Annotated in this window: 15 protein-coding genes; 3 read left to right on the top strand and 12 right to left on the bottom strand. The window is 67.2% G+C overall.

Going from position 1 to position 16,186, the window contains the following annotated elements:
* Nucleotides 1-36: 36 nt before the first annotated feature.
* The gene (locus OEZ60_RS05235) at nt 37-687 is read left to right on the top strand and encodes a pyridoxamine 5'-phosphate oxidase family protein (RefSeq protein ID WP_263333919.1); all 651 of its coding nucleotides are present in this window, start codon (nt 37-39) and stop codon (nt 685-687) included.
* Nucleotides 688-696: 9 nt separating this feature from the next.
* On the opposite strand, the gene OEZ60_RS05230 is transcribed toward OEZ60_RS05235, so the two are convergent.
* From OEZ60_RS05230 to OEZ60_RS05195, 8 genes are all read right to left on the bottom strand, one after another.
* Nucleotides 697-2,001, bottom strand: coding sequence for a UDP-glucose dehydrogenase family protein (locus OEZ60_RS05230; protein WP_263333917.1), 1,305 nt, complete (start codon nt 1,999-2,001; stop codon nt 697-699).
* 239 nt (nt 2,002-2,240) lie between these two features.
* A complete protein-coding gene (locus OEZ60_RS05225; protein WP_263333916.1) occupies nt 2,241-3,389 on the bottom strand; it encodes an iron-containing alcohol dehydrogenase in 1,149 nt (382 codons plus the stop codon).
* The gene (locus tag OEZ60_RS05220) at nt 3,386-4,774 is read right to left on the bottom strand and encodes an aldehyde dehydrogenase family protein (RefSeq protein WP_263333914.1); all 1,389 of its coding nucleotides are present in this window, start codon (nt 4,772-4,774) and stop codon (nt 3,386-3,388) included. Before OEZ60_RS05220 ends, OEZ60_RS05225 begins: the two co-directional genes overlap by 4 nt.
* A gap of 38 nt (nt 4,775-4,812) precedes the next feature.
* Entirely contained in the window at nt 4,813-6,177 is a 1,365-nt protein-coding gene (locus OEZ60_RS05215) for a glutamine synthetase family protein (RefSeq protein ID WP_263333912.1), read from the bottom strand.
* Nucleotides 6,178-6,250: 73 nt separating this feature from the next.
* Nucleotides 6,251-7,285, bottom strand: a complete 1,035-nt coding sequence (locus OEZ60_RS05210; RefSeq protein WP_263333910.1) for a TRAP transporter substrate-binding protein — start codon at nt 7,283-7,285, stop codon at nt 6,251-6,253.
* Nucleotides 7,286-7,331: 46 nt separating this feature from the next.
* Nucleotides 7,332-8,660 carry a TRAP transporter large permease gene (locus OEZ60_RS05205; protein ID WP_263333907.1) on the bottom strand — a complete coding sequence of 443 codons (1,329 nt, stop codon included), beginning with the start codon at nt 8,658-8,660 and terminating at the stop codon, nt 7,332-7,334.
* Nucleotides 8,657-9,166: a TRAP transporter small permease subunit gene (locus OEZ60_RS05200; protein ID WP_263333905.1), complete on the bottom strand. Its 510-nt coding sequence runs from the start codon at nt 9,164-9,166 to the stop codon at nt 8,657-8,659. The genes OEZ60_RS05205 and OEZ60_RS05200 overlap by 4 nt, the downstream gene beginning before the upstream one ends.
* A gap of 1 nt (nt 9,167) precedes the next feature.
* Complete coding sequence (locus OEZ60_RS05195) at nt 9,168-9,956, bottom strand: N-formylglutamate amidohydrolase (RefSeq protein ID WP_263333904.1); 789 nt, start codon at nt 9,954-9,956, stop codon at nt 9,168-9,170.
* A 145-nt stretch (nt 9,957-10,101) separates the two neighbouring features.
* Here OEZ60_RS05195 and OEZ60_RS05190 point away from each other — a divergent pair, with 145 nt between their 5' ends.
* The gene (locus OEZ60_RS05190; protein WP_263333901.1) at nt 10,102-10,974 is read left to right on the top strand and encodes a MurR/RpiR family transcriptional regulator; all 873 of its coding nucleotides are present in this window, start codon (nt 10,102-10,104) and stop codon (nt 10,972-10,974) included.
* A 46-nt stretch (nt 10,975-11,020) separates the two neighbouring features.
* On the opposite strand, the gene OEZ60_RS05185 is transcribed toward OEZ60_RS05190, so the two are convergent.
* From OEZ60_RS05185 to OEZ60_RS05170, 4 genes are all read right to left on the bottom strand, one after another.
* Nucleotides 11,021-11,788 (bottom strand): SDR family NAD(P)-dependent oxidoreductase, encoded by a 768-nt coding sequence (locus OEZ60_RS05185; protein ID WP_263333900.1) that lies wholly within the window; start codon nt 11,786-11,788, stop codon nt 11,021-11,023.
* 141 nt (nt 11,789-11,929) lie between these two features.
* Entirely contained in the window at nt 11,930-12,823 is an 894-nt protein-coding gene (locus OEZ60_RS05180) for a DMT family transporter (protein ID WP_263333899.1), read from the bottom strand.
* Between the two features lie 90 nt (nt 12,824-12,913).
* The gene (locus OEZ60_RS05175) at nt 12,914-14,119 is read right to left on the bottom strand and encodes a winged helix-turn-helix domain-containing protein (protein WP_263333897.1); all 1,206 of its coding nucleotides are present in this window, start codon (nt 14,117-14,119) and stop codon (nt 12,914-12,916) included.
* Nucleotides 14,116-15,168 carry a dipeptidase gene (locus OEZ60_RS05170; protein ID WP_263333895.1) on the bottom strand — a complete coding sequence of 351 codons (1,053 nt, stop codon included), beginning with the start codon at nt 15,166-15,168 and terminating at the stop codon, nt 14,116-14,118. The genes OEZ60_RS05175 and OEZ60_RS05170 overlap by 4 nt, the downstream gene beginning before the upstream one ends.
* 146 nt (nt 15,169-15,314) lie before the next feature.
* On the opposite strand from OEZ60_RS05170, the gene OEZ60_RS05165 reads away from it, so the two are divergent.
* Complete coding sequence (locus OEZ60_RS05165) at nt 15,315-16,169, top strand: fumarylacetoacetate hydrolase family protein (RefSeq protein ID WP_263333893.1); 855 nt, start codon at nt 15,315-15,317, stop codon at nt 16,167-16,169.
* Nucleotides 16,170-16,186: the final 17 nt, after the last annotated feature.

Below are 16,186 nucleotides of genomic sequence, written 5' to 3'. Positions count from 1 at the left end.
AGTGCGGCTATCCCGGACCGCAAGACAGGAGAGCCCATGACCCGCCCCCCCGCCTATGCCCGCATCCGCAATCCCAACCGCAAGGTCGAGGACGAGGCCGTCGCCCATGCGATCCTCGACCAGGGCCTTGTCGCCCATGTCGGCTTCATCGCCGAGGACCGGCCGATGGTCATTCCCATGGCCTATGCTCGCGACGGCGACCGGCTCTATATCCACGGCGCCTCGAAGACGCGGGCGGTGGCCCGTACCGGAGGGCTGCCGATGTGTCTCACGGTGACGCTGCTCGACGGGATCGTCGCGGCGCGCTCGGCCTTCCATCACTCGGTCAACTACCGTTCCGTCGTCGTCCACGGCATGGCGCGCAAGGTGACCGGGCGCGAGGAGTTCGACCGGGCGCTCAGGCTCATCACCGAGCATCTCCTGCCGGGCCGGTATGACGAGATCCGCGCCAACACGGCGCAGGAGGAGAAGGCCACCGGCGTGCTGGCACTCGACATCGAGGTGATGACGGTGAAGGTCCGTTCCGGCCCGCCGGTGGATGACGAGGCCGACCACGCGCTCGACCTCTGGAGCGGAGTCCTGCCGGTGACGACGGCGATCGGGCGCGGCGTGCCGGACGGGTTCACCCGCGCGGATCGGCCCGAGCCGGCGAGCTTCGCGCGGGCCCGGACGAAGTTCCTGACCTGAACCGGCGCCTCAGCGCCCAACGCCGGTATAGGCCACGAACCCGGCCGCTTCGGCATCCTTCGGCGAATAGATGTTGCGCAGGTCGGCCATGCGCGCCGTCGCCATCGCGCCGGCCAGCCGCGCGAGGTCGAGCGCGCGGAACTCGTTCCACTCGGTCAGGAGCACGACGACATCGGCATCCTTCGCAGCGGCATAGGCGTCGTCCATCCAGCTCACGCCGGGCAGGAGGTGTTCACCCTCGCGCCGCCCCTGCGGGTCGACGACGCGGACCTTCGCCCCGCCGCCCACCAGCGCCGGCACGATCGTCAGCGCGGGCGCGTCGCGCATGTCATCGGTGTTGGGCTTGAAGGTCACGCCGAGCACGGCGACGGTCTTGCCGTTCGCCGAGCCATCGAGCAAGTCCAGCACCTTCTCGACCATGCGCCGCTTGACCTCCTCGTTGACCTTGATCACGGTCTCGACGATCTGCATGGGGGCGGCATGATCCTGCCCGATCCGGGCAAGCGCCGAGGTATCCTTGGGGAAGCACGAGCCGCCATAGCCCGGCCCGGCATGGAGGAACTTGTTGCCGATCCGCCCGTCGAGCCCGATCCCCTTCGAGACCTGCTTCACGTCGGCGCCGACCCGCTCGCAGAGCCGCGCCACCTCGTTGATGAAGGTGATCTTCGTGGCGAGGAAGGCGTTGGCCGCGTACTTGATCATCTCGGCGGTCTCGAGATCGGTGTAGAGGATCGGGAAGTCGCGCAGGAAGAGCGGCCGGTAGATCTCGCCCATCACCTTCTTCGCACGCTCCGAGGTGACGCCGACGACGACCCGGTCGGGGCGCATGAAGTCGTCGATCGCGGCGCCCTCGCGCAGGAACTCGGGATTGGAGGCGACGTCGAAATCGGCCTCGGACGCGGCCGCCTCGATCGCGGCGCGCACGGCGGCATTGGTGCCGACCGGCACGGTCGACTTGGTGACGATGACGGCATAGCCGGTGAGCGCGCGGCCGATCTCTTCGGCCGCCGCCATCACATAGGTCAGGTCGGCATGGCCGTCGCCGCGCCGCGTGGGCGTGCCGACGGCGATGAAGACCGCCTCGGCCCCGTTTACGGCGGCCTTCAGGTCGCCGGTGAAGGCGAGGCGGCCGGCAGCAACGTTGCGGGCCATGAGCGCCTGGAGACCGGGCTCGTAGATTGGCACCTCGCCGTTGGTCAGCATCTCGACCTTGCGCGGATCCTTGTCGACGCAGATGACCTCATGGCCGAAATCCGAAAAACAGACGCCCGAGACAAGGCCGACATATCCGGTGCCGATCATCGCGATTTTCATGTGGGCATCCCTGATAAAGCCTTTGTTCCGACATGAGGCCAACAGCTTCTAACTGTCAACGTCCGCGCTGGGAATGGGAGCAACCGGCCGGTGCACTGGTTCCGAAACGGCGACGGTCCAAGCGGCCGTCGCCCTTTTCGGATGCATGAAAAACGGCTCGGGGCGGCCCGGCGGCCCGCTCTTTCATCTTGCGAAAAGCATCCCCGCCGGAGGCCCGTCCGGCCCCCGGCCGGACACCCTCACATGCAGGCGTCGTAAAGCGCGCGGGTGTTCTCGCGCGTCATCTCGACCGGGTTGCCGCCGCAGGACGGATCCTCGAGCGCCATCTCGGTCAGCTCGTCGAGCCGAGCGGCCTCGACCCCCATCGCGGTGAGATTCGCCGGGATGCCGAGTTCGGAGCGGAGATCCATCACCCGCGCCCGGAACCCATCGAAACCGCCCTCGATGCCGAGATAGGCGGCGGCCTTTACAATCCGGTCCTCGATGGCGGCGCGGTTGAAGTCGAGAACCATCGGCATCACCACCGCATTCGTGGTGCCGTGGTGGGTGCCATAGACCGCGCCAACGGGATGCGAGAGGGAATGAATCGCGCCGAGACCCTTCTGGAAAGCGACCGCCCCCATCGCGGCGGCGCTCATCATGTGGGCGCGGGCCTCAAGGTCGTTGGGGTTGGCATAGACCTTGGGCAGGTTCTCGAGGACGAGCCGCATGCCTTCCAGCGCGATGCCCTGGCTCATCGGATGGTAGAACGGGCTGCAATAGGCCTCGAGGCAATGCGCGAGCGCGTCCATACCGGTGCCGGCGGTGATGAACTTCGGCATGCCCACGGTCAGTTCCGGGTCGCAGATCGTCACAGCGGGCAGGAGCTTCGGGTGGAAGATGATCTTCTTCTTGTGGGTAGCCGAGTTCGTGAGCACCCCGGCGCGGCCGACCTCCGACCCGGTGCCGGCGGTCGTCGGCACCGCGACGATCGGGGCAATGGTCGCGGGGTTCGCGCGGGTCCACCAGTCGCCGATATCCTCAAGCTCCCAGACGCTGATCTTCTGGTCGACCATCAGCGCGATCATCTTGCCGAGGTCCAAGGCCGAGCCGCCGCCGAAGCAGACCACCCCGTCGTGGCCGCCGGCGCGGTAGACCTTGAGCCCCGCCTCCATGTTGGCCTCGTTGGGATTCGGGTCGACCTCGGAAAAGACCGCGCGACCGAGGCCGGCTCCGTCGAGGATGTCGAGCGCCTCGGCCGTGATCGGCAGCGAGGCGAGCGCCTTGTCGGTGACGAGGAGCGGCTTCTTCATGCCGACCGCCTTGCAGTGGTCGGCAAGCTCCTTGATGCGGCCGGGGCCGAACTTGACGGCGGTCGGGTAGGACCAGTTGGCGGTGGGGGCGGTCATTTCGTCACTTTCTTCAGATGATAGGATTTCGGCCGCGTGACCGAGTGGAAGCCCAAGGGCGAGAGCGCCGCGCCGCGCCCGGTATCCTTGCAGCCGGTCCAGCAGAGCGCGGGGTCGAGATAGTCGCAGCGGTTCTGGAACACCGTTCCGGTCTCCAGCCGCCGGCCGATCCGTGCGGCGCGTGTGCTGTCGGCGGTCCAGAGCGAGACCGTCAGGCCATAGTCGCAGTCGTTCATCATCGCGATGGCGTGGTCGTCGTCCTTCACCGGCATGATGCCGACGACGGGGCCGAAGCTTTCCTCTCGCATCACCCGCATCTCGTGATTGACGCCGACGAGGATCTGCGGCGCGAGATAGGCGCCGCCGTCGTCCTCGGGGAAGAGCGCGGGGTCGATGAGCGCGGTGGCGCCGTCCGTCACGGCATCGGCGATCTGGCTGCGCACCGTGTCGGCAAAGCGTCGGTTCGCCATCGGCCCGAGCGTCGTCGTCTCCTCGAACGGGTTGCCGAGCTTGAGGTTCTTCACCCAGGCCACGGCCTTCTCGACGAAGGCGTCGTAGAGGCTCTCGTGGACATAGATCCGCTCGATCCCGCAGCAGCACTGGCCGGCATTGTACATCGCCCCGTCCATCAGGCTGTCGACGGCGGCGTCGAGATCGGCGTCGTCCATGACGTAGCCCGGATCCTTGCCGCCGAGCTCCAGCCCGAGCGCGGTGAAGGTGCCGGCGGCGGCCTTCTCCATCGCCGCGCCTCCACCGACCGAGCCGGTGAAGTTGACGAAGCCGAAGGCGCGGCTGCCGATCAGTTCCTCGGTGACGTGGTGATCGAGGACGACGTTCTGGAACACGTCCTCGGGGATACCGGCGGCGTGGAAGGCCTCGGCCAGCCGCTCGCCCACCAGAAGCGTCTGGGTCGCGTGTTTCAGGATCACCGCGTTGCCGGCGATGAGCGCAGGCGCCAGCGTGTTGATCGTGGTGAGATAGGGGTAGTTCCACGGCGCCACGATGAAGACGAGCCCGTGCGGCTCGCGCTCGATCCGGCGCTCGAAGAGGTTGGAGTTCTCCACCACCATCGGCGAAAGCGTCTCGGCCGCGATTTCCGACATGTAATTCGTCCGGTCGTTGACGCCGCCGAACTCTCCGCCATAGCGGGTGGGGCGGCCCATCTGCCAGGCAAGCTCCTCGACCACCTGCGGCTTCATCTCGTTGAGCCGCGCGACGCCCGCCTTGACGAGCGCGATACGCTCATCGAGCGGCCGCTCCGCCCATTCGGGCTGGGCGGCCTTGGCGCGCGCCACGGCGGCCTCGGCCTCGGCGAGCGTCAGGGCCGGACGCTCTGCATAGACCCGCCCGTTCACGGGTGAGATGCACTGGATCATCTTCGTCATGTTGTCCTCGCTTGGCGCCCATCGCGCCGGTTGCGGCGTCAGAGCCGCTCGAAACCCCGTTGCACTTCCCAATCCGTCACCACACGGTTCTGTTCCTCGATCTCCCAATGGGCGGCGCGCACATAGTGGTCCACCACCTCGTCGCCGAAGGCCGCGCGGAGCATCTTCGACTTCTGCATCAGCGCCGCCGCCTCGCCGAGCGTATGCGGGATCTCGCGCACGCGTTTCGCGTGGTAGATGTCGCCGGTGATCGCAGGTTCAAGTTCCAGCTTCCGCTCGATCCCGGCAAGTCCCGCCGCCAGCAACCCGGCGCAGGCCATGTAGGGGTTGAGATCGGCCCCGCCGATCCGGCATTCGACGCGGATCGCCCTGGTGTTCTCGCCACAGACGCGAAACCCGGCGGTGCGGTTGTCGAAGGACCAGACCGCCTTCGTGGGCGCGAACATGCCGACGACGAAGCGCTTGTAGGAGTTGATGTAGGGCGCGAGCAAGGCCGTGATCTCGCGGGCATGAGCGAGCTGCCCGGCAACGTAGTGGCGCATGAGATCGGACATGCCATGCGGGTCCTTCTCGTCGCGGAAGGCGGGCTTGCCGCCCTTCCACAGGGACTGGTGGACATGGCTCGATGAGCCCGCGCGTTCGTGGCTGTATTTCGCCATGAAGGTCGCGGCGCGGCCCTGTTGGTGGGCGATCTCCTTCACGCCGTTCTTGATGATCGCGTGCATGTCGCAGGTATCGAGCGCGTCGGAATACTTCGCGTTGATCTCCTCCTGACCGACCTCGGCCTCTCCCTTCGAGTTCTCGATCGGGATACCGGCGCCCCAGAGCCCGTTGCGGATCGCCCGCATCACGCTTTCTTCCTTGGTGGTGCCGAAGATCGAATAGTCGATGTTGTGGCGGCCGAGCGGCTGAAGGTTCTGGTAGTTCCGGTCATTTAGGGCGTCGTAGCTGTCCTGGAACAGGAAGAACTCCAGTTCCGTCGCCATCATCGCGTCGAAACCCATCGCCTTGGCGCGGGCGATCTGGCGCTTGAGGATCGCGCGGGGGCTGACGGCGACCTCTTCATGCGTGTGATGGTCGAGAAGGTCGCAGAGCACCATCGCGGTGCCGTCAAGCCAGGGAACGCGGCGGAGCGTGGAAAGGTCGGGCTTCAGGACGTAGTCACCGTAGCCCTTTTCCCAGCTTGCCGACTTGTAGCCCGGCACGGTGTACATCTCGACATCGACGGCGAGGAGGTAGTTGCAGCAATGCGTCTCCTCCCAGGCGCTCTCGACGAAATGCTGCGCGACGAAGCGCTTGCCCATCAGCCGCCCCTGCATGTCAGGGAAACAGGCGAGCACGGTGTCGATCTCGCCGGCGGCGACTGCCTTCTTGAGCGCGTCGAAAGTCAGATTGGCGGGCATTCGGTCTTCACTCCCTCTCGAACCTCATCGGGCGCGGCGTGTCCGCCGCGCCCCGTATCGTCACCTTAATGGATCAGGTGTAGCGGTAGGGCCGCCCGGCCTTGTCCATCGCCTCGTTATAGGCCTTGAAGATATTCACGATCTTGGCCTTGGTCTCGCTTTCGGCCGCGATCTCGTCCCAGAATGCGCGGGCTGCGGTCTCGACCTGGGCCCATTCCTCGTCGGGGATCGAGGTGAGTTGCAGCTTGGTGCCATCGACGCGCAGCTTCGCCTCGCCGGCCCAGTACCAGTGCTGGCGGTAGTAGTGGCTGGCGTCGAAGCAGACGCGCACCAGTTCCTGTAGATGCTCGGGCAGTTCGTTCCAGCGGTCCATGTTGGCGAAGAAATGGCCGATCCAGGCGCCGGAGATGTTGTTCGTCAGGAAGTAGTTCGTCACGTCGGCCCAGCCCACCGTATAGTCCTCGGTGATGCCCGACCAGGCGACGCCGTCGAGCTCGCCGGTCTGCACCGCGACCTCGATATCCTCCCAGGGCAGCGTCACCGGAACGACGCCGAACTGCGCGAGGAAACGGCCTGCGGTCGGGAAGGTGAAGACCCGCTTGCCCTTAAGGTCGGCGAGCGAGTTGATCGGGTCCTTGGTGGCGAAGTTGCAGGGGTCCCAGGAGCCGGCGGAGATATGCTTGACGCCGACCTTGGCGTATTCCTCGTCCCAGATCTCGTTGAGGCCCCAGTTGTGGAAGAGCGCGGGCACGTCGAGCGAGTAGCGCGAGGCGAAGGGGAAGTAGCCGCCGAAGACCGTGACCTCGGTCGGCGAGACCATCGAGTCGTCGTCCGATTGCACCGCGTCGATCGTGCCGCGCTGCATCGCCTGGAACAGCTCTCCGGTCGGCACCAGCTGGTCGGAGAAGTAGAGTTCGATCTCCATCTGACCCGCGGCGATCTTGTTGAAGCTGTCGATTGCCGGTTTCACCACATGTTCACCAAGCGCGGCGCCGGCATAGGTCTGAAGCCGCCACTTGATCGGCGATTGTCCGTGAACGGCGGGCGCGGCGAGCGTCGCGGCACCGGCGGCGGCGCCGGCCGTCAGAAACTTGCGTCTCGTTGTCATCGGTCGTTTCTCCTTGTTGCGGTTCGTTTCGGGCGGTTGACCCGCCTCATTGTTTGTAAAGCGTTTCGGGCAGCCAGAGCGCGATCTCGGGGAAGGCGATGACGATCGCGAGGGCGAGGATCATCACCCCGACGAAGGGGATGATCGAGCGGTAGATGTCGGCGAGCGAGATCTCCGGCGGCGCCATCGCGCGCATCAGGAAGAGGTTGTAGCCGAAGGGCGGCGTCATGTAGGCGACCTGCGTGGTGATCGTGTACAGAACACCATACCAGATCAGGTCGAAGCCGAGCGCGTCGACCAGCGGCACATAGAGCGGCGCGACGATCACGAGCATCGCGGTGTCATCGAGGAAGGTGCCCATCAGGAGGAACGTGAGTTGCATGATGATGAGCACGGTCCAGCGGTTGAGGTGCAGGTCCTCGAGGAAAAGCCCCTTCAGCGCATCGACGGCGCGGAGCCCGTCGAAGATCGCGCCAAAGGCGAGCGCGGCGAGAATGATCCAGAGGAACATGCAGGAGATCGCCAGCGTGTGGCGGGCGGAGGTCTCGAACACGGCCCAGGTCATGCGGCCCTTGGCGACTGCGGCGAGCACTGCGGCGAGAGCGCCGATGACGGAGCTTTCCACGAGCCGGACATAGCCCGTCACGAAGGGCACCATCATCGCGAGGAAGATGGCGAGCGGCATCAAGCCCGCGCCGAGCAGGCGGATCTTCTCGGCCCGCGTGACCTCGGCGCGCTCCTCGCGCGACAGGACGGGGCCGAGCGAGGGCGTGATCTTGCAGCGGATCCAGATGTAGAGGATGAAGAGGCCCGCCATCATCAGCCCCGGCAGCACGCCCGCTAGCCAGAGCTTGCCGACTGGCTGCCGCGCGATCATCGCGTAGAGGACGAGGACGACCGAGGGCGGAATGAGGATGCCCAAGCTGGAGCCCGCCTGGATCACGCCCGTCACCATCAGCTTGTCGTAGTTGCGGCGCAGAAGCTCGGGCAGCGCGATCGTCGCCCCGATGGCCATGCCCGCGACCGAGAGCCCGTTCATCGCCGAGATCAGCACCATGAGGAAGATCGTCCCGATCGCGAGCCCGCCGGGGACAGGACCGAACCAGACGTGGAACATCCGGTAGAGATCGTCGGCGAGGCGGCTTTCCGACAGCACATAGCCCATGAAGATGAACATCGGCAGCGTCATCAGGGGGAACCAGCCCATCAACTTGATCGACTGGGCGAAGGCGATGTCGTAACCGCCGCGGTCGCCCCAGAGCCAGAGTGCGGCCACGACGGCGACGAAGCCGATCATGCCGAACATGCGCTGGCCGGAGAACAGGAGGACCAGCATCGCGCCGAACATCGACATGGCAATCATGTTCGGGGTCATGACAGGTCCTCGCCGCGGAGTTTCGCCAGATCCTTGAAGAAGATCGAGGTGCATTGCAGGATCATCATCACGATGCCCACGCACATGACGGTCTTGACCGGCCACATGTAGGGCCGCCAGAGACCGCGCCGGGTCTCGCCTGTCTCGATCGCATAGGCGGTGCTCTCGACCGCGCCGTAGAGCAGGACCCCGAGGTAGAAGATCAGCCCGAGAATGGTGATCACGTCGACGAATGCCTTGGTACGGTCGCGCCAGCGGCTGTAGAAGAGGTCCATCCGGACCGCGCTGTCGAGTTGCAGCGAATAGGCGCCGCCGAGCATGAAATAACCCAGGAGCAGGAATTGCCCCATCTCGTCGGTCCAGATCGCCGGGGTGAATGCGGCGCGGGCGAAGGACGACCAGAGCATCACGCCCATCAGCACGAACAGGAGGTACATGGCAAAGCGCCCGACGCGGTAGTTGAAGGCGTCGACGTAGCGCACGAAGGTCCGGGTCCAACTCGGCATGTCAGATTGCTGCCTTCCTGTTCGTGCCGGCGCCGATCCGCGCCAGCGCCGCGGCGAGCACCGGGGCAAGCCCGTCGGTCATCGCCGCGACGGCGAGATCGTCGGCCAGAAGATCGTTGCGGATTTCGAGCATGACGTGGTGCAGCCCGTAGGGCGTCGCCTGGAGCCGCAGCGTATGGGTCACGCCGTCGGCGGCGGAATAGGGTTCGTTCATGCGGCAGTCGAGCCCGGTGAGCGCCTTTGCCTCGGCGAGCACGGCCGTGGCGAAGGTCGGGTCGGCGTCGTGGATGACGCCGAGCTCGACGTTGCGGTGCTGGCCGAAATACACCGGCGTGAAGCTGTGGACGGTGACGATCACCGGGGGCCGGCCGGTGGCGAGCCGCCGGGCGATCTCGGCATGAAGGGCGGCGTGGAAGGGCAGGTAGATGGCTTCCGTGCGCCTGAGCCGCTCGGCTTCGGCAAGGTCCGCATTGCCGGGAATGTCATAGACCTCGCTTCTTTCCGCCATGGCGCCCGCCGCGTGGGGCGGGCGGTTCAGGTCGTAGACGAGCCGGGAGAGGTTGGCCGCGACCAGGGGCGCGTCGAGGGCCTTCGACAGCCCGCGCGCGAGGTTGAACGCGCCCGGATCCCACGCGATATGCGCCGACCGCGCCTCGGGCGTGAGACCGAGCGTCCCGAACGCCGCCGGGAAGTGGTTCGAGGCATGTTCGCAAACGATGAGAAATGGCCCGCGCGCCTCGCGGTTCTCGGTCATCACGACCGGAAGGGTCTTGGCTGTCGCCCCCGTCATCGTCCCGGAATCCTCCCCGACTCCCTGTTCAAGGCTCCTCCGATGACCGCGTTTCTGTCAAGATATTTTCTTGACTGTGGTCTCTGTTACGATCTTTACTTTCTCTGCCGGCAAGCGCCCGGCGCTGAGGGGGGGAGAACCGACGATGCCCGGCGCCGCAAAGACCGTCGAACAGCAGATCAGGGCGCGTTTCGACGGGCTGACGCGGGCCGAGCGGCAGCTCGCCTCGCACATCACGCGGCACTATCCGGTGGCGGTGCTGGGCTCGATCACGGCGCTCGCCAAGGGGGCCGAAGTCTCGACGCCGACGGTGGTGCGGCTGGTGCAGAAGCTCGGCTACAAGGGCTATCCGGATTTCCAGACGGTGGTGCGGGCAGAGGTGGAGGAGCGGCTGATCTCGCCCATCGCCAAGCATGACCGCTGGGCCGGCGGCGTGCCCGACACCCACATCCTCAACCGCTTCGCCGATGCCGTCGTGGGCAACCTGCAGGCCACGCTCGGCCAGATCGACCATGCCGAGTTCGATGCCGTCGCGGGGCTTATGGCCGACAAGAACCGCAAGATCTTCGCGATGGGCGGGCGGATCACCCATGCGATGGCGGATTACTTCGTCACCCACATGAAGGTCATCCGCCGCGACGTGGCGCTGATCTCCGACACATCGAACGCCTGGCCGCCCGCCCTGATCGACATGGGCCCTGGCGATGTGCTCCTCGCCTTCGACATCAGGCGCTACGAAAACAACGTGCTCACCCTCGTCGAGATGGCCGCCGATCAGGGCGCCGAGGTGGTGCTGATCACCGACCAGTGGGTCTCCCCCGCCGCCGAGCGGGCACGCTATCGGCTCTCGGCCCATATCGAGGCGCCCTCGGCCTGGGATTCGACCGTGGCGATCCAGGTTCTGGTCGAGACGCTGATGGCCGCGATCCAGAGCCTGACCTGGGAGGAGACGCAGGCGCGGATGAAGCGGCTGGAGGAGCTATACGCAAGGGCCAGGTTCTTCCGCCGCTCCAAGTGAGCATGCCGCTGCGAAAGTCGGCGCCGGCGGATCATTCCGGTCTGGTTCACTGTCCCGCCGTTGATCCGCCATCGATCTGGAACGCGGCACCCGTCACGAAACGCGCGTCGTCCGACGCCATGTAGAGGATCGAGGTGGCGATTTCGCTGGGTGCCGCGATGCGCTTCAACGGCGCGTAGTCGATGAGCGCCCGTTCGGCCGCCAGCGGATCAGCGGCCCGGTCGATGCCATCACGGCGCACCATGTCGGTGTCGACGTAACCGGGGCAAACACAGTTCACCCGGACATCGGGCGCGAGTTCAAGCGCCATGGCGCGGGTCATGTTCACGACGCCGCCCTTCGACGCGCAATAGACGGTGCCACTCCCGACATCGCCCATGAGGCCGGCGTCCGAGGCGACATTGACGATATTGCCCTTGCTTTCGCGCAGCGCCCCGAGCGCCCAGCGTATGCAGAAGAACGTTCCCTTGAGGTTCACCGCGAGCATCTCGTCCCAAAAGGCCTCGTCGATCTCTTCGATGGGGCCTGAATCGCCGACACCCGCGCTGTTGACCAGCATGTCGAGCCCGCCAAGCCCCTCGATGGCCGCGTCGACGATCGCCTTGCATCCCGAGGCCGTCGCCACGTCTCCAGGAGCGGAGACGAGCCTCGCCCCGCTTCCCAACGCGGCAATCGCCGAGGACGTGGAGGCGGGCGTTCGGCCATTGACGGCAACCCTCGCGCCAGCTTCGAGGAACGCCTCGGCGGTCGCGCGGCCGATGCCCCGCGTTCCCCCGGTGACCAGCACGCGCTTGTCCGTGAAATCAAACCGCATCGCCGCCATCCCTATCTGAGGACCGGATGAGATTTTGTGACACGGTACGCCGCTCGCGACAACGTTGGAGCCGTGAGGCGGGGACGTGTCTCGACGCTTGCGGGTGTCGCGAAATGGCCAGCCGCGCCCAGATCCCGTCCCTCAGGTTGTCAGTGCGGGCGGGCGGTGGCGCATTCCGGTCGCGGCGTTGAAGGCGATGGCGGCGAGAAGGACGGCGCCGCCGATGAAGGTGCCAGAACTCGCGCTTTCGCCGAGGACGAGCCAGACCCAGACCGGCGCCAGCATCACCTCGGCCATCGTGAGAAGCCCGAGTTCGGCCGCCTCCACGACCCGGCTGCCGGTGGTGTAGATTGCGAGCCCGAAGCCGAGGAGCGCCGCCCCCATCAGCATCGCGATGGCGATGGAGCGGGGGGGCAGGGCGAAGCTTTCGCCGCGGAGCGCGATGACCGCGCCCGCGACGATCACCGACAGCACGCCGCCGATCAGCACCGAGGGCAGCATGTTGGCGACCCGGCCCCAGCGGAGCGCGATGGTGAAGGCGGAGAACCCCGCCGCCGAGAAGAGTGCCGCGACATTGCCCCAGCCGGCGCCGATGGCAAGGCCCTCGCGGACCATCACGAACATGCCGATCCCGGCGAGCGCGATCGCGCCCCAGGTCGCGCGGCGGACCGGCTCCTTCAGGATCAGCCAGGCCATGACCGCGGTGAAGAGCGGTGCCGCGGCGAAGAGGAAGACGGCGTTGGCGACCGTTGTCGACTGGATGGCGTAGATCGCGCCCGCGAAGGCGAAGACGAGACCGAAGCCACCGATGAAACCGGGCCATCCCGCGGCGCGGATGCGCTGGAACGGGCGCCCGCCGGAGCGGTAGGCGACGGTCAGAAAGAGCACCGGTGCCATGCCGAGCGAGCGGTAGAACAGCACCTGCCATGTCCCCGCATCGCCGAGCGAGCGGATCGCGAGCCCCATGAGCGACCACAGGACCGCCGCGAAGAGCACCAGCCCCACGCCCTTGCGATAGCTTACGACATGATCCATGTGCGCCTCCGTTTCCCCAAGTAAAGTGGGGAACGGCGGTGGCCATCGTCTGTTCCGATGCCGACGTACGGCGGCGTCGGTTTTCGCCCGTCAGGCCGCGCGCAGCCAGCCGGCGGAGAAGCGCACCTCCTGGCAGCCGGTGAAGCGTCCGAGCCGGGCAAGCTCGGCCTCGAGCCGGGCCAGCCGGCCCGCGCCCATGCTGATGCCCGCCTCGGGCCAGAAGGCGGTGACGGCAAGCACGCCCTCGGCGCGCAGGCATTTCGCGTCGATCCGGCCGATCAGCCGGTCGCGCTCCATCACCGGGAAGACATAGTAGCCAAAGCGGCGTTGCGGCTCGGGCACGAAGACCTCGATCCGGTAGTGAAAGCCGAAGAGCCGCTCGGCCCGTTTGCGGTCGCGCAGCGCGGGGTCGAAGGGCGAGAGGATGCGGATGCGGTTCGCCGGGGCGGGCAGCGCGGCGGCGGCGTCGTCGAGACCCGGCCGGGCGAGGCAGCGGCGCAGGCTGCCGTCGTGGTTCTCGATCCGGACCTCGGCGATCGCGCCCCGCGCCAGCGCGCGGTCGCACCAGTCCTTCGCCTCCTGCGGCGTCACCAGATCCCAGAACGCCCCGATCTCGCCCGAGGTGGCGAAGCCCAGCCGGTCGAGCGCGGCGCTGCAGGCCCAGTCCACGGTTGCGGCCTCGGCCGGTTCCGGCAGCCGGTGGGCGTCGGGCAGGACACGCTCGGTCAGGTCGTAGACCTTGGCGAAGTTGCGGCGGTGGCAGACGCAAAGCGCACCCGTCCGCCACAGGTATTCCAGAGCGGTCTTCGAGGGATGCCATTCCCACCAGCCGCCCTTGCCGCGCTGCTCGTCGGTTCCGACCTCACCCGAGCCGCAGGGGCCGCCCGAGCGGATATGGTCCAGCACGTCCTCGACCTTGTCGTGGAACTCGGCGCCCTGCCACGCGGTCCAGCGGGCGAGCATGCGCTCGGCGTCGCGGCGGAAGCGGAGCCTCCAGTAGGGGAAGAACTCCGCCGGAATGACCGAGGCATCGTGGGTCCAGTGCTCGAAGAGCGCCCGGTCGCGTTCCAGAAGGCGCTTGAGATCCGCCGGCCGGTAGCTATGGCGGCGCGACCACAGGATCATGTGATGGGCGCGTTCGACCGTGTTGATGCTGTCCACCTGCACGAAGCCGAGCCGGTGGATCAGCGCCATCAGGGCCTCGCCCCGCGCCGGTCCGGAGGGCGGCTCCAGAAGCGCGTGACGGTCGAGAAAGAGCCGCCGCGCGCGCTCGTTGTCGAGGACCGGGGCGGTCATCGACTCCAGGTCCGGTCCAGCACCGCCAGCCAGTTCTCATGCGCCAGCTTGCGGATCAGCGCCTCGCCATAGCCGTGTGCCGCGAGCGCCTCGAGAAGCCGCGGCAGGCCGCGCGCATCGCCGATCGCCTCCGGCACCATTGCGCCGTCGAAATCCGATCCGAAGCCGACGTGGTCTTCGCCGAGATGCTCGATCAGGTGGTCGAGATGGCGCAGGACCGGGTCCCAGCCGTCGAAGGACGCGCGGCGGCCGTCGGGACGCAGGAACACGGTTGCGAAGTTGAGCCCGACCATGCCGCCGGAGGCACGGATCGCGGCGAGCTGGCGGTCGGTGAGGTTGCGGGTCGAGGGGGTGACCGCATGGGCGTTGGAATGGGTGGCGACGAGCGGCGCGCCGGAAAGCGCCGCGACATCGTCGAAGCCCTTCGCGTTCAGGTGGCTGAGGTCGATCAGGATGCGAAGCCGGTCGCATTCGGCCACGAGGCGCTTTCCAGCCTCGGTCAGGCCGGGACCGGTGTCGGGCTCGCCGGGGAAGCGGAACGGGACGCCGTGGCCGAAGGCGGTGGGGCGCGACCAGACCGGGCCGAGCGATCTGAGCCCGGCGGCGTGCCAGAGATGCAGGGCGTCGAGATCCTCGCCGATCGGTTCGGCGCCCTCGAAATGCAGGATCGAGGCGATCCTTCCCGCCGCCATCGCGGCGCGGATATCATCGACCGAGCGGCAGATCGTGAGCGTTCCGGTGCGCTCCATCCACATCAAATGCCCGACCATCGCCGCCGCAACAGGCTGCGCGGCATCCGCGCCGACGGGTCCGGGCAGGGGCAGGTCGTAGGGCGGGGCATCCATCAGCGCGTCGAGGTCGAGCGAGGCCTCGGCGTCGGGCGAGGGGACATAGACCGCGAAGAAGCCCCCGGCGAGGCCGCCGGCCCGCATTCGCGGCAGGTCGAGATGGCCCTTGCCGTTTCCGGTGAGCCAGATCGCCTCGCGGTCGCCGGGCTCGCGCAGGAGCCTGAGGAGGAAATCGTTGTGGCCGTCGAAAACCGGAATCATGCTGCCTCGGCGCTGGGATGGATCCGGCCGCTCCGAGGCCGGACCCCGAGCCTCGCGCGAAGCGCGGCGAAGCGCAAGGCCGGCCGATCCGGACTTGACCGTACCGGGCGCGCCGGTCAGCCTGCGCCGAAACAGGGGGGGCTCGCATGAAACTGGTGCGCTACGGGGCGAAGGGCGCGGAGAAGCCCGGTCTGATCGACGGCGAGGGCCGGGTGCGCGACCTCTCCGGTATTATCGCCGATGTCGCGGGAGAGGCGCTTTTGCCCGAAAACCTCGCGCGGCTCGCGGCACTCGATCCCGCGGCGCTGCCGCTGGTCGAGGGCGTTCCACAGGCGGGGCTCCGGCTCGGTCCCTGCGTCGGCAGCACCGGCAAGTTCATCGCCATCGGGCTCAACTATGCCGACCATGCCGCCGAGGCCGGGATGAAGGTGCCGGAGGAACCGGTTATCTTCAACAAATGGACCTCGTGCATCAACGGGCCGGATGACGACGTGATCCTGCCGCGCGGCTCGCAGAAGACCGACTGGGAGGTCGAGCTTGGCGTCGTGATCGGCAAGGGCGGCGCCTATATCGATGAGGCCGATGCGCTTTCGCATGTCGCGGGTTATTGCGTCGTCAACGACGTGAGCGAGCGCGAATACCAGATCGAGCGCGGCGGCACCTGGGACAAGGGCAAGGGCTGCGACACGTTCGGGCCGATCGGGCCCTGGCTGGTGACGCCGGACCAGGCGGGCGATGTCGGCAATCTGAGGATGTGGCTGGAGATCGACGGGCAGCGCTGCCAGAACGGCGCGACGGCGACGATGGTGTTCAAGGTGCCGTTCCTCGTCGCCTATGTCAGCCGCTTCATGTCGCTCCAGCCGGGCGACGTGATCGCGACCGGGACACCGCCAGGTGTGGGCATGGGCCGCAAGCCGCCCGCCTATCTGAAGGGCGGCGAGGTGATGCGGCTGTCCGTCGAGGGGCTCGGCGTGCAGACCCAGCGGGTGGTGCGGGGCTGAGGTCACGCCGCCGCTTG

It is taken from the genome of Albidovulum salinarum (assembly GCF_025673475.1).
GTDB classification, from domain to species: domain Bacteria; phylum Pseudomonadota; class Alphaproteobacteria; order Rhodobacterales; family Rhodobacteraceae; genus Albidovulum; species Albidovulum salinarum.
Note: the sequence above shows the minus strand (reverse complement) of the source record. Positions and strands in the feature narration are given on the sequence as shown.

Coding starts and splice junctions, on each gene's coding strand:
- OEZ60_RS05220 (WP_263333914.1), bottom strand. CDS start 4,774: ATGACGAAGATGATCCAGTGCATCTCACCCGTGAACGGGCGGGTCTAT.
- OEZ60_RS05165 (WP_263333893.1), top strand. CDS start 15,315: ATGAAACTGGTGCGCTACGGGGCGAAGGGCGCGGAGAAGCCCGGTCTG.
- OEZ60_RS05230 (WP_263333917.1), bottom strand. CDS start 2,001: ATGAAAATCGCGATGATCGGCACCGGATATGTCGGCCTTGTCTCGGGC.
- OEZ60_RS05185 (WP_263333900.1), bottom strand. CDS start 11,788: ATGCGGTTTGATTTCACGGACAAGCGCGTGCTGGTCACCGGGGGAACG.
- OEZ60_RS05175 (WP_263333897.1), bottom strand. CDS start 14,119: ATGACCGCCCCGGTCCTCGACAACGAGCGCGCGCGGCGGCTCTTTCTC.
- OEZ60_RS05235 (WP_263333919.1), top strand. CDS start 37: ATGACCCGCCCCCCCGCCTATGCCCGCATCCGCAATCCCAACCGCAAG.
- OEZ60_RS05180 (WP_263333899.1), bottom strand. CDS start 12,823: ATGGATCATGTCGTAAGCTATCGCAAGGGCGTGGGGCTGGTGCTCTTC.
- OEZ60_RS05195 (WP_263333904.1), bottom strand. CDS start 9,956: ATGACGGGGGCGACAGCCAAGACCCTTCCGGTCGTGATGACCGAGAAC.
- OEZ60_RS05205 (WP_263333907.1), bottom strand. CDS start 8,660: ATGACCCCGAACATGATTGCCATGTCGATGTTCGGCGCGATGCTGGTC.
- OEZ60_RS05200 (WP_263333905.1), bottom strand. CDS start 9,166: ATGCCGAGTTGGACCCGGACCTTCGTGCGCTACGTCGACGCCTTCAAC.
- OEZ60_RS05190 (WP_263333901.1), top strand. CDS start 10,102: ATGCCCGGCGCCGCAAAGACCGTCGAACAGCAGATCAGGGCGCGTTTC.
- OEZ60_RS05215 (WP_263333912.1), bottom strand. CDS start 6,177: ATGCCCGCCAATCTGACTTTCGACGCGCTCAAGAAGGCAGTCGCCGCC.
- OEZ60_RS05170 (WP_263333895.1), bottom strand. CDS start 15,168: ATGATTCCGGTTTTCGACGGCCACAACGATTTCCTCCTCAGGCTCCTG.
- OEZ60_RS05210 (WP_263333910.1), bottom strand. CDS start 7,285: ATGACAACGAGACGCAAGTTTCTGACGGCCGGCGCCGCCGCCGGTGCC.
- OEZ60_RS05225 (WP_263333916.1), bottom strand. CDS start 3,389: ATGACCGCCCCCACCGCCAACTGGTCCTACCCGACCGCCGTCAAGTTC.